This window comes from Pseudomonas sp. HMSC067G02, from assembly GCF_001813485.1.
GTDB lineage: Bacteria > Pseudomonadota > Gammaproteobacteria > Pseudomonadales > Pseudomonadaceae > Pseudomonas > Pseudomonas aeruginosa.
This window is the reverse complement of the sequence record NZ_KV812688.1, coordinates 121,325-133,630: the sequence shown is the minus strand read 5'-3', so window position 1 is coordinate 133,630 and position 12,306 is coordinate 121,325. Positions and strand designations below refer to the sequence as shown.

13 protein-coding genes are annotated in these 12,306 nt (G+C 68.6%); 5 read left to right on the top strand and 8 right to left on the bottom strand.

Annotation, left to right across the window (positions count from 1 at the left end):
* Window positions 1–28: 28 nt before the first annotated feature.
* Window positions 29–445 (bottom strand): hypothetical protein, encoded by a 417-nt coding sequence (locus HMPREF2914_RS18085; RefSeq protein WP_003093116.1) that lies wholly within the window; start codon window positions 443–445, stop codon window positions 29–31.
* A 141-nt stretch (window positions 446–586) separates the two neighbouring features.
* Between HMPREF2914_RS18085 and hrpB the strand changes: the two genes are divergently transcribed.
* Complete coding sequence (hrpB, locus tag HMPREF2914_RS18080; protein WP_015502379.1) at window positions 587–3,103, top strand: ATP-dependent helicase HrpB; 2,517 nt, start codon at window positions 587–589, stop codon at window positions 3,101–3,103.
* A gap of 10 nt (window positions 3,104–3,113) precedes the next feature.
* On the opposite strand, the gene HMPREF2914_RS18075 is transcribed toward hrpB, so the two are convergent.
* The 3 genes from HMPREF2914_RS18075 to HMPREF2914_RS18065 form a co-directional block, all read right to left on the bottom strand.
* Window positions 3,114–3,521, bottom strand: coding sequence for a hypothetical protein (locus HMPREF2914_RS18075; protein WP_003093113.1), 408 nt, complete (start codon window positions 3,519–3,521; stop codon window positions 3,114–3,116).
* A gap of 23 nt (window positions 3,522–3,544) precedes the next feature.
* Complete coding sequence (locus HMPREF2914_RS18070; protein ID WP_003093112.1) at window positions 3,545–4,279, bottom strand: substrate-binding periplasmic protein; 735 nt, start codon at window positions 4,277–4,279, stop codon at window positions 3,545–3,547.
* Between the two features lie 89 nt (window positions 4,280–4,368).
* Window positions 4,369–5,508, bottom strand: a complete 1,140-nt coding sequence (locus tag HMPREF2914_RS18065; RefSeq protein WP_003106827.1) for an endonuclease/exonuclease/phosphatase family protein — start codon at window positions 5,506–5,508, stop codon at window positions 4,369–4,371.
* Between the two features lie 61 nt (window positions 5,509–5,569).
* Between HMPREF2914_RS18065 and HMPREF2914_RS18060 the strand changes: the two genes are divergently transcribed.
* The gene (locus HMPREF2914_RS18060) at window positions 5,570–6,406 is read left to right on the top strand and encodes an SDR family oxidoreductase (RefSeq protein WP_003106828.1); all 837 of its coding nucleotides are present in this window, start codon (window positions 5,570–5,572) and stop codon (window positions 6,404–6,406) included.
* Window positions 6,407–6,412: 6 nt separating this feature from the next.
* Here the strand turns inward: HMPREF2914_RS18060 and HMPREF2914_RS18055 are convergent, their stop codons facing one another.
* From HMPREF2914_RS18055 to HMPREF2914_RS18040, 4 genes are all read right to left on the bottom strand, one after another.
* A complete protein-coding gene (locus tag HMPREF2914_RS18055; protein WP_003093109.1) occupies window positions 6,413–6,847 on the bottom strand; it encodes a VOC family protein in 435 nt (144 codons plus the stop codon).
* A gap of 66 nt (window positions 6,848–6,913) precedes the next feature.
* Window positions 6,914–7,570: a DUF7847 domain-containing protein gene (locus HMPREF2914_RS18050; RefSeq protein WP_003106831.1), complete on the bottom strand. Its 657-nt coding sequence runs from the start codon at window positions 7,568–7,570 to the stop codon at window positions 6,914–6,916.
* Between the two features lie 83 nt (window positions 7,571–7,653).
* The gene (gene sfnG / locus HMPREF2914_RS18045) at window positions 7,654–8,748 is read right to left on the bottom strand and encodes a dimethylsulfone monooxygenase SfnG (protein WP_003093107.1); all 1,095 of its coding nucleotides are present in this window, start codon (window positions 8,746–8,748) and stop codon (window positions 7,654–7,656) included.
* Window positions 8,749–8,905: 157 nt separating this feature from the next.
* Window positions 8,906–9,487, bottom strand: a complete 582-nt coding sequence (locus HMPREF2914_RS18040; protein ID WP_003110389.1) for a cysteine hydrolase family protein — start codon at window positions 9,485–9,487, stop codon at window positions 8,906–8,908.
* Window positions 9,488–9,586: 99 nt separating this feature from the next.
* Here HMPREF2914_RS18040 and HMPREF2914_RS18035 point away from each other — a divergent pair, with 99 nt between their 5' ends.
* The 3 genes from HMPREF2914_RS18035 (at window position 9,587) to HMPREF2914_RS18025 (ending at window position 12,299) form a co-directional block, all read left to right on the top strand.
* Window positions 9,587–10,303: a DUF2076 domain-containing protein gene (locus HMPREF2914_RS18035; protein WP_023092455.1), complete on the top strand. Its 717-nt coding sequence runs from the start codon at window positions 9,587–9,589 to the stop codon at window positions 10,301–10,303.
* Window positions 10,304–10,368: 65 nt separating this feature from the next.
* On the top strand, window positions 10,369–10,872 hold the full coding sequence (locus HMPREF2914_RS18030; RefSeq protein WP_003093104.1) for a LabA-like NYN domain-containing protein: 504 nt from the start codon (window positions 10,369–10,371) through the stop codon (window positions 10,870–10,872).
* 77 nt (window positions 10,873–10,949) lie between these two features.
* Window positions 10,950–12,299, top strand: coding sequence for an RNA helicase RhlE1 (locus HMPREF2914_RS18025; protein WP_023092456.1), 1,350 nt, complete (start codon window positions 10,950–10,952; stop codon window positions 12,297–12,299).
* Window positions 12,300–12,306: the final 7 nt, after the last annotated feature.

The following is a 12,306-nucleotide window of genomic DNA, read 5'->3' as shown; positions in this document are numbered from 1 at the left end:
TGACGCACGGTCGCGCTCGGAGGGCGGATCAGGCGGCCGGCTTCAGGCCATAGGCCGCCAGTTGCTCGACGCTGCCGCTGTGGCGGATGAGGCGCGGGTCGTCGAGCGGCAGTTCACGGCCGATCTCGCGTTCGAGGATGGCCTTGAGCTTGCGGTTGTCGACCTTGCCGTCCGCGCCGACGGCATCCTTGAGCACTTCCGGGGCGACCGAGTACTTGGCGTCGGGCAGGTAGATGGCGCCGGTGGCGAAGTCGACGCCGAAGGCGATCAGGCCGGGGATGATATAGAACAGCAGGCCGATGGCGTCGAAGGCGACGATGGCCGGATCGATGCGACCGTCGATCTGGCCGCGTCGCTCGGGGTAGAACAGCGTACCGCAGGCCGACAACTGGCTCAGCAGGGCTGCACTGAGAACGGCACAGGAAACGCGGGTGGCAAGGCGCATGTATGACCTCCGGGTGAACATGACGGCGAACTATAGCAATCGACCAGCGTTCGGCAATCTTCTGCCGCGACGATGACGATAAGACCGTCGAAAGCGCCTGCCGGTTCGCCGGTATACTTCCTCGGTCAGTCCGGAGCCAGCATGATTTCCCTACCCATCGACGCCGTTGTTCCCGCCCTGCGCCAGGCCCTTGGCGCACAACACCAGGCCGTCCTGGAAGCCCCGCCGGGTGCCGGCAAGACCACCCGGGTGCCGCTGGCCCTGCTCGACGAGCCCTGGCTCGCCGGCCAACGCATCCTCATGCTCGAACCGCGACGCCTGGCGGCGCGGGCCGCGGCCGAGCGGCTGGCCGCCGAGCTGGGCGAAAAGGTCGGCGAGACCGTCGGCTACCGGATCCGCCTGGAGAGCAGGGTCGGCCCGAAGACCCGCATCGAAGTGGTCACCGAGGGTATCCTTGCCCGTCGCCTGCAAGACGACCCGGCGCTGGACGGTGTCGGCCTGGTGATCTTCGACGAATTCCACGAGCGCAGCCTGGATGCCGACCTGGCCCTGGCGCTGACTCTCAATGGCCGCGAACTGTTGCGCGACGAGCCGCCGCTGAAAGTGCTGGTGATGTCGGCGACCCTGGAGGGCGAGCGTCTTGCGGCGCTGCTCGGCGAAGCGCCGGTGGTGCGCAGCGAGGGCCGCATGTTCCCGGTGGATATCCGCTGGGGACGGGCGGCGCAACCCGGCGAGTTCATCGAGCCGCGGGTGCAGCAGGCGGTGCTCCAGGCGCTGGCGGAGGAAAGCGGCAGCGTGCTGGTCTTTCTTCCCGGCCAGGCCGAGATCCGCCGCGTTCACGAAGGCTTGCGCGAGGCCCTTGGCGGTCGCCCCGAGGTGCTGCTCTGCCCGCTGCATGGCGAGCTCGACCTCGCCGCCCAGCGCGCCGCCATCGAGCCGGCGTCGCGGGGCACGCGCAAGGTGGTGCTGGCGACCAACATCGCCGAGACCAGCCTGACCATCGACGGCGTACGGGTGGTGATCGACGCCGGCCTGGCGCGGGTGCCGCGCTTCGATCCGGGTAGCGGCATGACCCGCCTGGAGACCCAGCGCATCTCCCGCGCCTCCGCTACCCAGCGTGCCGGCCGCGCAGGGCGCCTGGAGCCGGGCGTATGCTACCGCTTGTGGTCGGAGAGCCAGCATGAGCAGTTGCCTGCCTACGGCACGGCGGAAATCCTCCAGGCCGATCTGGCCGGGCTGGCCCTGCAACTGGCGCGCTGGGGCGTGGCGCCGGAGGAGCTGGCCTGGCTCGACGCGCCGCCCGCGGCGGCCTACGCCCAGGCCCGCGAGCTGCTCGGGCGGCTGGGGGCGCTGAACGCCAGCGGCGCGTTGAGTGCCCATGGCCAGGCGATGGCCGCATTGCCGACCCATCCGCGCATTGCCCACCTGCTGCTGCGCGGCCAGGCCCTCGGCCTTGGCGAACTGGCTTGCGACGTAGCGGCGCTGCTCGGCGAACGTGACATACAGCGTGGCGGCGGCGCCGACCTGCACAGCCGTCTCGCCCTGCTCGCCGGCGAGGCCCGCGCTGGCGCCTCGCGCGGCGCGGTACAGCGCGCCCGGCAACTGGCCCGGCAGTTCCGCGGTTACCTGCGCGGCGCCGCCAGCGAAGCGGTCGTCGATCCCGGCCATCCTCGCTGGCTGGGCTGTCTGCTGGCCTTCGCCTATCCCGACCGCATCGCTCGCCAGCGCCGCGCCGGCGGCGGCGACTACCGGCTGGCCAATGGGCGCGCTGCGCAGTTCGGCGAACCGGACAGCCTGATGAAGCAGCCTTGGCTGGTGATCGCCGATCTGGGCAGCCGCCAGGGCCAGCGCGAAGAGCGGATCTACCTGGCCGCCGAACTCGATCCGAGGTTGTTCGATACGGTCCTGGCGGAGCAGGTCAGCCAGCGCGACGAGCTGCAGTGGGACGAGCGCGAAGGCGTGCTGCGCGCCGAGCGCCAGCGCCGGGTCGGCGAACTGGTGCTGTCCAGCGAGGCGCTACCCGGCCTCGACGAAGCGGCGCGCAGCCAGGCGCTGCTCGGCCTGGTCCGGCGCAAGGGCCTGGAGTTGTTGCCCTGGACCCCGGAACTGCGCCAGTGGCAGGCGCGCATCGGCTTGCTGCGCCGGCTGGACCTGGAAGACAAGGGCGAGAGCGAGTGGCCGGACGTCAGCGACGCCGCGTTGCTGGAACGGCTGGAGGAATGGTTGCCGGCCTATCTCGGCAAGGTCACCCGCCTGGCTCACTTCGCCAACCTCGACCTGGCTTCGATCCTCGCCGGGCTGTTGCCCTGGCCATTACCGCAGCGTCTCGACGAGTGGGCACCGAAAACCCTGGAAGTCCCCTCCGGCTCGCGCATCCGCCTGGACTACAGCGAAACCCCGCCGATCCTCGCGGTGCGCCTGCAGGAACTGTTCGGCCTCGGCGACACTCCGCGCATCGCCCAGGGCCGCCTGGCAGTGAAGCTGCACCTGCTGTCTCCCGCGCATCGCCCGGTGCAGGTGACCCAGGACCTGGCGAACTTCTGGCGCAGCACCTATGCGGAAGTCAGGAAGGACCTGAAGGGACGCTATCCGAAGCATTATTGGCCGGACGACCCGCTGGTGGCCGAGGCCACTGCCCGGGCCAAGCCACGCAAGTAGTCGACGGCGCTCAGAGCACCCGGGTCAGGTCGTCGTCGAGGAAGTGCCGGAAACTCAGGCGCTGGCCGTCGGCGAAGTCGAAGTGGCTGTCCAGGGTCGGGCCGTTGAGGACGAACTCCAGGGCCAGCAGGCGCACACCGACCAGGCCGCGCTGCCGGCCGAGGTCGTGCAGGCGGTACTCGCCCGGGCCTTCGTCGTTCTCGCAGGGCCGCGGCGCTTCGCCGCTGCGCCAGAACACCGTCTCGCCCTCGAAGTAGAGGCGATACCAGCGTTGCTCGAACTGCAGGTAGACCACGTTCACCGGATCGGCCGGACGGCCTTCCCACCACCATTCCTGGATCAGCAGCGACTGGCAGACCTGTCCGCGCAGGGCGGGCTGTTCGCCGTTGATCGTGCAGCAGGGGATGGCGGTATGCATCGGGCTCCTCCTCCGGGGTCGGTTCACAGCAGGGACAGGTCGGCGCCGTCGCTCCGCAACTGGTCGTAGGCCTGGTCCAGGCGGTCGCGCAGCGCTTCGGCGCCGGGAATGTGGCGCGAGACGATCATCCGCAGCGGCAGGCGGTACAGTTCCTGGCTCGCCAACGCCTGGCGGCTGGCCGCTTCCACCGGCGCCTGGTAGTCGAGCAGGTAGTCGCCGCGCCCGAGTTCGAGCATGCGCAAGGCAGCGTGGTGGGTGCCGGTGCGGTACAGGCGCAGGTGCAGGTTGGGGTCCTGGATGAAGTTGGTGACCGGTTTCCAGTAGCTGTAGCCGCTGATCAGGATCAGCCGGCGTCCGGCCAGGTCCTGGGGAACCCGCGGTGCCGGCTGGTGCGCCGGGTAGTACAGGTTCAGGCTGACGTGGCCGAGCACGCGCCGCGCCTGGAGAGTGTCGGCGGCCAGCTCCGGCTTGGCCGCGCCGGCCCACAGCGCCACGCTGCCGTCCTGCAGCCCCAGGTACAGGCGCGCGCTGGGCAGGGCACGGAACGCCGGACGATAGCCGGCCCGCTCCAGCAGCAGGCGGACCAGGCGGGCGCCGGAACCGGCGGCGTGGCCATCCCGGGCGGTATAGATGTAGGGGGGGAATTCGTAGTAGCCGACGTTCAACGACGGCCTTGCGTCCTGCGCATGGAGCTGCGGGGCGGCCAGCAGGGCGAACGCCAGCAGCGCGAGCAGGGGCGTTGTGGTGCGTAGGGGCATGGTGTGCGGCCTTGCCGTTTTTTGTTGTTATGAATGGGGGCGAAGCATGCGGCGCGCCGGGCCGCTTGTCCAGCCCGGCGCGCGCCCGGTCAATGGGGCAGCAGGAAGCGCGCGGCGAGCGGCAGGTGGTTGGAGATCTGCAGCGTATCGCTGCGCCGGACCCGGGCATCGAGACGGGTCAGCGAGGGGCTGTGGAACAGGTAGTCGAGGGTCCGATCCGGCCCCTGGACCCGTGGGTCGTTGGGGAAGTGCGTGTACCAGCGAACCTGGTCGACGCCACTGGCCTCTTCCAGCGACGGCACCATCGGGAAGCGCCCGCTCAGGATGGCCAGTTCGCTGTCTTCCCGGTAGGGCGCGCGCAGCGGCGCCAGCAGGTAGGGATACTGGCCGGGCGGCAGCAGGTTGAGGTCGCCGCCGAGCAGCCAGGGCGTGCGCCTGGCCTGCAGTTCGTCGAGCAGCGTACGGGTGGTCTCGACCTGGCGCTCGAGGGTGTCGTCGTTCGCCTGCGGGCGGTCGAAGCGGGCGTTGAGCACGGCCAGCTCGCCGCCGCCGTCGATCGGTAGGTGGCTGACCAGGATCGCCGGGCGCGGTCCGAACAGGCGGTCGAACAGCCCGCCGTCGCGTGGCGGCAACTGGCGCCGCTCGGCGCTATCGATGCGATAGCGGCTCAGGGTGGCCTGCTTGCGGCCGACGCTGCCGAAGATGTGCGGCGTCGGCACGAAGGCCGACTTCCACTCGTAGGCCTGGGCGCTGCAATGGTAGAGATCGTTGATGCGCTCCTGGATCAGCGCCAGTTGGTCCTGATCGTCGGTGGCGCTGGAGCCGTCGTCGATCTCCTGGAGCAGGACCAGGTCCGGCTGCTCGTCGCGGATCACCCGGACCACCTCGTCGAGGGTGAACGCCAGGTCTTCGGCGGTGGGGCGCTGGTCCGGGCCGGTGGCATCCGGCAGGTCGTCCCAGAAGACGTAGCGCTTGCCGGCCAGGTACTGGATGTTCCAGGTCATCACCTTCAGGGCCTGCCCCGGCTTCAGCGCCGGCGCGGCGCCCTGGCAATGCAGGGGCGCGGCTTCGCGATCGGCGGGTTGCCAGCTCAGCAGGTAGCTGGCGAGCAGGGCACCGCCGACCAGCAGGAGCAGGCCGACGAACAGCAGGTTGCGTAGACGGGGCAGTGACATCGCAATCGAGACTATGCTGGAAAGGACCAGAGCATAGAGCTTGCCGCCGCGCATTTCACCCTTGCCGGTCGAATTGACGCAAGGGTTCGCGTTTTTTCGAGCGGGAGGGTATCGCATGCCGCGCAAGGTATTCAGCAGCCAAGCCTACCGCCACAAGGTGGTGCTGGTCAGTGGTGGTTGTTCCGGCATCGGTCGCGCGCTGGCGCTGCGTTTCGCCCGGGCCGGTGCGCGACTGGCGATCCTCGACCTCGACCAGGCGGCGCTGGACAGCCTGGTCCAGCACCTGCGCGACCACCTCGGCGGCGAGGCGCTCGGCCTGCGCTGCGACGTCGCCGACGCCGATGCGGTGGAGCGCGCCGTGGCGCTGGCGGTGGAGCGCTTCGGCGGCATCGACGTGCTGGTCAACAACGCCGGCATCACCCACCGCGGTACCTTCGCCGAAACCGGCCTGGGGGTTTTCCGCAAGGTCATGGCGGTGAACTTCTTCGGCGCCGTGCATTGCACCCGCGCGGCGCTGCCGAGCCTGCTCGAACGGCGCGGGCAGATCGTCGTGCTCGGTTCGCTGACCGGCTTCGCCCCGTTGCTCTACCGCAGCGCCTACAACGCCAGCAAGCATGCCTTGCACGGTCTGTTCGATACCCTGCGGATGGAGCTGGAAGGCACCGGCGTCAGCGTGACCCTGGCCTGCCCGGGATTCACCGCCACCGACCTGCGCAAGAATGCGCTGGTCGGCGATGGCTCGGTGACTCGCCAGCCGGTGCAAGTGCTGGGCAGCCAGGTGGCATCGCCGGTGGAGGTCGCCGAGGCGATCTTCCAGGGCGCCGCGCGGCGCCGGCGCCTGCTGGTGCTGTCCAACGTCAACTGGCGGGCGCGGCTGCTGGCGCGCTTCTTTCCGCGTCTCTTCGAAAAGCTGCTGGTGCCGCGCCTGTCGGGACTCAAGCCGCAACCCTGACGGTGTTCAGTGGGCGTGGTCGTGGGCGTCGAAGCCCTGGCTCATGTCCCAGTAGGAGGCCTCGACCTTGTGCCCGTCGAGGTCGCGGATGAAACACCCGTAGTAGGGCTCGCCGTAAAGCGGACGCGGGCCCGGCGCGCCCTCGTCGTCTGCGCCGGCGGCCAGGGCCGCGGCGTGGAAGGCGTCGACCTGGGCCTTGCTGTCGGCGAAGAAGCCGACGTGGCTGCCGTTGCCGACGCTGGCGGGACGGCCGTCGATCGGCGCCTGCACCCAGAACTCCGGATAGAGCTTGCCGTAGGCCACGGCGCCGGGGTATTCGAGGATCACCTTGCAGCCGAGGGCGGCCATCACCGCGTCGTAGAAGGCTCGGGCACGGGGAAAGTCGTTGGTGCCGATGGACAGGTGGGAAATGCAGCTGGGGTTGGCCGATTCGTCGCTCATGGTCCGTTCCTCGAGGCAGGGCTCGTCAAGCATAGGCCAGCGCGGCGAATCGGCGCGCGGCGCCGTTCACATCCCGTTGCGTGGCGCCGGACCGAGGCTGTAGATGCGGAAGGCGACGATGGTCAACAGCAGCTGGAAGAACCCGCTGAGCGTATGCAGGGCGACCCGCAGCACGACGGCGTCGCCGGCCGAATCGGCGAGCCAGGCTTCCAGGCTCCAGACCGGCAGCAGGATCACCAGCGAACAGGCGAGGATCAGGAAGAATCGCCCACGGGTGAACTCGAAGCTTTCCCGCAGCGCCTGCAGCGGACTACGGCCGCGCAGCACCAGGCAGAATTCGGCGAAGGACAGCTTCACCATGACGAAGATGCCCGGCAGGATCAGCAGCGACAGGCCGAGCACGATCAGCAGCGAAGTCAGCGCCGCGAGTAGCGCGAAGGCTGGCCACAGGCGCAGCGCGGCGCTCCACAGCTGGCCGACGCGAGGCCGCTCGTCGCGCCCGCGCGCGTCCATGAACAGGATCAGGGCTGCGGTGTAGAGCGGGTAGAAGAGCAGTCCGGCGACCAGGCTCCAGGCGCCCATCTGCTGGGGGCCGACGGCTTCGTCGATCTGCTGCTGGAGCAGGCTTTCGAGGAATATCCAGGGCAGGCAGAGCGGCACCAGGGTGGTCAGGTGGCGGGTGAAGAAGAACCAGGCGTCACGCAGCGGCAGCAGAGGATTCATCGCGGGTCGGCAGATCGGATACGAGCCCGCGACTCTAACCCAGCCGGCCGCCGAGGCCAACGCCTGGCGGCCGCCGTTGCCGTTCAGGCCGCTTCGCGAGCCTGGGCCTGCTCCAGTTCGCGGACCAGCGGCAACACGTGCTTGCCGAAATACTCCACTTCTTCGTGGAAGTGCAGGAAGGCCGACAGCACCAGGTCGACCCCGGCCGCCTTCAGCGCGACGATGCGCTCGGCGATCTGCCGTGGCGTGCCGATCAGGTTGGTCTTGAAGCCGTCGTTGTACTGCACCAGGTCTTCGAAGGTGGATTTGGCCCAGTTGCCATCGCCCTCCGGCGAGGCCTTGCCGGCCTGTTTCACCGCGTCGCCGAAGGCGTTCACCGCCTCGTAGTCGGCCTTGGCGATGATCTCGTCGAGCACCGCCCGCGCTTCCTCCTCGGTGTCGCGGGCAATGATGAAGGCGTTCACTCCGACCTTGACCGAATGGCCGTTGGCCGCCGCCTTGGCGCGGATGTCCTCGACCTGGGCGCGGATGCCGTCGATGCTGTTGCCGTTGGTGAAGTACCAGTCGGACACGCGCGAGGCCATGTCCCGCGCCGCCCGCGAGCTGCCGCCCTGGAAGATTTCCGGGTGCGGCTGCTGGATCGGCTTGGGTTTCAGGGTGTAGTCGTGGAAACGATAGAAATCGCCCTTGAAGGTGAAGTTTTCCTCGGTCCAGATGCCTTTCAGCACGCGGATGAACTCCTCGGAGCGCCGATAGCGTTCGTCGTGCTCCAGCCAGGGTTCGCCGATGCCGGTGAACTCTCCCTTGAACCAGCCGCTGACGATGTTCACCGCGACCCGGCCATTGGTCAGTTGGTCGATCGTCGCCAGTTGCTTGGCCACCACCGCAGGATGCCAGGGGCCAGGCAGGATCGCCGCGATCACCTTGAGCTTCTCGGTGGCCGCCAGCAGGGCGTGGCTGATGGCCACCGACTCGTGCTGGTACTCGGCGCCGTAGCCGGCGGTGAAGCGGATCTGCGAGAGGGCGTAGTCGAAGCCGTTGCGTTCCGCCAACTGGGCCAGCTTGCGGTTGTAGTCGATGTCCCAGCTGGTGCGCTGCTCGATCTTGCTCACCACCAGGCCGCCGCTGACGTTGGGGACCCAGTAGGCGAAGCGGATCGGCTGTTGCTCTTGGCTCATCGGGGGTATCTCCGGGTAGGGGCGTGGTCCGGTGTCTATGAAGGAACCGTGCCATCCCGGATTCATGTTTTCGAATCAATGGCTTATGGGGGATATGGCGGAGGCGGCCTGTCTTCTGCCGGACAGCCCTGTTGTCCCGCTGTTGCCCGGCAGACAGTCAGGCCGGCAAGCGCTGCAACAGTTCGGCGGCGCGCAGTACCACGGCGTACTCGCCGTGCAGGTTGGCCAACGCCATCGCATGTACCTCGTCGGCGCTGCGCGGGGTGCCATGGAAATCGGGCTTGGCGAAGGTGAAGCAGGCGTCGGCCACTACCCAGGTCTGGAAACCGAGGTTGCCGGCGCTTCGTGCGCTGGCTTCCACCGAGTTCTCCGTGGCTACTCCGACGAGCGCCACCTGGCGGATGTCGCGGACATGGAGCCAGCGTTGCAGGCCGCTGTTGATAAAGGCGTCGGGAACGTTCTTCTCGAACACCGCCTCGTCGTCGCGCGGCGCCAGCGCTGGCTGGAACTCCACGCCGGGCTGGCCGGGCGCGAAGGGCGAGCCGGGCTGCCGGGAAATGTGCCGGACGTGCACCACCGGCCAGCCGGCGGCGCGCCAGGCGGCAAGCAGTTCGACGATGCGCGCCTCGGCGCCGGGATTGTTGCGCGGCGGCAGGTCGTCGCGCTGCATGCCGCGTTGCAGGTCGACGATCAGCAGGGCGACCTGGGGCCGTGCGGAGCGCTGGGCGTGGTCATTCATCGGGAATTCACCGGAGGAACTTGAGATCGTGCAGGGTGCTCCAATATTTCCCTTTGGTGCAATCCATCCTTCCTTCTCGAAATGCAGTCGAGGCGTGCGATGAAATCCGATGAGAAAACCCTGATCGACGGCCTGTTCAGCCGCCTGCGCGAGGCCGAGGGGCAGTCCGCTCCGCGTGACGCCGAGGCCGAGGCGCAGATCAACCAGCACCTGGTGCGGCAGCCGGCGGCGCCGTACTACATGGCGCAGGTGGTGCTGATCCAGGAAGCCGCGCTGAAGCGCCTCGACCAACGGGTGAAGGAGCTCGAGGCGCAGGTCGCCCAGTTGCAGCAGAGCCGTCCGAGCAGCGGCGGCTTCCTCTCCGGCCTGTTCGGCGGCGGCGCGCGCGACGAGCCGGCGCCGAGCCAATCGGGGCGCCCGGCGGGCTGGGGCGAGACGCGTTTCTCCAATCCGGCGGTGGCGGCCGGCGACATGCGTCCGGGTATGGCGCCCGCCGCGGCGGCCGCGCCTTCGCGGGCCAGCGGTTTTCTCGGCGGCGCGTTGCAGACGGCCGCCGGGGTCGCTGGCGGGATGCTGGTGGCCGACCTGCTCACCGGCATGTTCCGCCACAGCCAACCGCAGGAAATCGTCGAGGTGATCCAGGACGTCCCGGTGGATAACCTCGACGCCAGTCAGTTTGCCGATCCCGAGCCGGCGACCGAGCGTTTCGCCGATAGCGACTATCCCACCGACGGCGGTTTCGCCGATGGCGATTTCAGCGATAGCGACTTCAACGACGACTCCAGCTTCCTCGGCGACGACGATTTGTTCACCTGACCGTTAGGGTTGCGGGCCGTGGGCTGCGATAATGGTGGCCCACTGCCGTCGTTCCGGAGTTCCCCTTGAGTCGTCCCGAGTCGCCCGCGGCGAAGAAGATCGCTGTCTTCGCCGATGTGCAGAACCTCTACTACACCGTGCGCCAGGCCTACGGCTGCCATCTCAACTACGCCGCCCTGTGGGCAGACATCGCTCGCGGCGGGAGCATCGTCGAGGCCTATGCCTACGCCATCGACCGCGGCGACCCGCGTCAGCAGCAGTTCCAGCAGATTCTGCGCAACCTCGGTTTCACGGTGAAGCTGAAGCCCTACATCCAGCGTGCCGACGGCTCGGCCAAGGGGGACTGGGATGTCGGCATCACCATCGACGTACTGGATGCCGCGCCACGGGTGGACGAAGTGGTGCTGCTGTCCGGTGACGGCGACTTCGATCTGCTGCTGGAGAAGGTCATCCGCGCCCACGGCGTCGTGGCTACGGCCTACGGGGTGCCTGGCCTGACCGCCAACGCGCTGATCCGAGCGGCGTCGCGCTACGTGCCGATCGAGGGCGGACTGCTGCTCAAGGGCTGACCGGCCGCGCTCCAGAGGACGATGGGAGACGGCGAATCCGCTAGAATGCCGTCCGTTTCCTTTTTTCCGAGTCGCTCATGACGTTCGCTTCCCTCGGTCTGCTCGACCCCCTGCTCAAGGCCCTCGAAGGGCTCGGCCACGGCACGCCTACGCCGATCCAGGCCCAAGCCATACCCCCGGCGCTCAAGGGCCGCGACCTGCTCGCCGCAGCACAGACCGGCACCGGCAAGACCGCCGGTTTCGCCCTGCCGTTGCTGCAGCGGCTGACCCTAGAGGGGCCGCAGGTCGCTGCGAACTCGGTGCGCGCACTGGTCCTGGTTCCGACCCGCGAACTGGCCGAGCAGGTCCACGCCAGCGTCCGCGACTACGGCCAGCACCTGCCGCTGCGTACCGCGGTGGCCTACGGTGGGGTCAGCATCAACCCGCAGATGATGAAGCTGCGCAAGGGAGTGGATATCCTCGTCGCCACTCCCGGGCGGCTGCTCGACCTGTATCGGCAGAACGCGGTGAAGTTCGCCCAGCTCCAGGCGTTGGTGCTGGACGAAGCCGATCGCATGCTCGACCTCGGTTTCGCCCGCGAGCTGGACGAACTGTTCGCCGCGCTGCCGCGCAAGCGCCAGACCCTGCTGTTTTCCGCGACCTTCTCCGACGCCATCCGCACGCTGGCCCGTGAACTGCTGCGCGACCCGCTGTCCATCGAGGTCAGTCCGCGCAATACCGCGGCGAAGAGCGTCAGGCAATGGCTGGTGCCGGTGGACAAGAAGCGCAAGGCCGAGCTGTTCTGCCACCTGTTGCAGGCCAATCGCTGGCGCCAGGCGCTGGTCTTCGCCAAGACCCGCAAGAGCGTCGAGGAACTGGTCGGACTGTTGCAGCGGCAGGGTATCGCCGCCGACTCGATCCATGGCGACAAGCCGCAGCCGGCGCGGCTGCGCGCCTTGCAGCGGTTCAAGGCCGGCGAGGTAGACCTGCTGGTAGCCACCGACGTGGCCGCGCGTGGCCTGGATATCGAGGAAATGCCGCTGGTGGTCAACTTCGACCTGCCGATCGTCGCCGAGGACTACGTGCATCGCATCGGCCGTACCGGCCGTGCCGGTGCCTCCGGCCAGGCGGTGTCGCTGGTCTGCGCCGACGAAGTGGAGCTGCTGGCGGCGATCGAGACACTGATCGGGCAGACCCTGCAGCGACGCGAGGAGCCCGACTTCGAGCCGGAGCACCGGGTGCCGCAGACCGCACCGGGCGGCGTGGTGCTGAAGAAACCGAAGAAACCGAAGAAACCCAAGGCCGCGGAGAGCGCCGGCAAGCCCGGCAAGATCCACTTGGGCAGTTGGTTCGACAGCAGCGCGCCGACGGTCAAGGCGGTGCGCAAGGCGCCGGGCTTCGGCGCGGGCGCGGCGGGCAAGCCGAAGAAGCGGCCGTCCGGCAAATAGCGAGGCG

Excerpts from the sequence above, each read along its gene's own strand:
- hrpB (WP_015502379.1), top strand. The coding sequence starts at position 587 with ATGATTTCCCTACCCATCGACGCCGTTGTTCCCGCCCTGCGCCAGGCC.
- HMPREF2914_RS18055 (WP_003093109.1), bottom strand. The coding sequence starts at position 6,847 with ATGAGCGACGAATCGGCCAACCCCAGCTGCATTTCCCACCTGTCCATC.
- HMPREF2914_RS18040 (WP_003110389.1), bottom strand. The coding sequence starts at position 9,487 with ATGAATGACCACGCCCAGCGCTCCGCACGGCCCCAGGTCGCCCTGCTG.
- HMPREF2914_RS18035 (WP_023092455.1), top strand. The coding sequence starts at position 9,587 with ATGAAATCCGATGAGAAAACCCTGATCGACGGCCTGTTCAGCCGCCTG.
- HMPREF2914_RS18070 (WP_003093112.1), bottom strand. The coding sequence starts at position 4,279 with ATGCCCCTACGCACCACAACGCCCCTGCTCGCGCTGCTGGCGTTCGCC.
- HMPREF2914_RS18025 (WP_023092456.1), top strand. The coding sequence starts at position 10,950 with ATGACGTTCGCTTCCCTCGGTCTGCTCGACCCCCTGCTCAAGGCCCTC.
- HMPREF2914_RS18075 (WP_003093113.1), bottom strand. The coding sequence starts at position 3,521 with ATGCATACCGCCATCCCCTGCTGCACGATCAACGGCGAACAGCCCGCC.
- HMPREF2914_RS18050 (WP_003106831.1), bottom strand. The coding sequence starts at position 7,570 with ATGAATCCTCTGCTGCCGCTGCGTGACGCCTGGTTCTTCTTCACCCGC.
- sfnG (WP_003093107.1), bottom strand. The coding sequence starts at position 8,748 with ATGAGCCAAGAGCAACAGCCGATCCGCTTCGCCTACTGGGTCCCCAAC.
- HMPREF2914_RS18060 (WP_003106828.1), top strand. The coding sequence starts at position 5,570 with ATGCCGCGCAAGGTATTCAGCAGCCAAGCCTACCGCCACAAGGTGGTG.
- HMPREF2914_RS18065 (WP_003106827.1), bottom strand. The coding sequence starts at position 5,508 with ATGCGCGGCGGCAAGCTCTATGCTCTGGTCCTTTCCAGCATAGTCTCG.
- HMPREF2914_RS18085 (WP_003093116.1), bottom strand. The coding sequence starts at position 445 with ATGCGCCTTGCCACCCGCGTTTCCTGTGCCGTTCTCAGTGCAGCCCTG.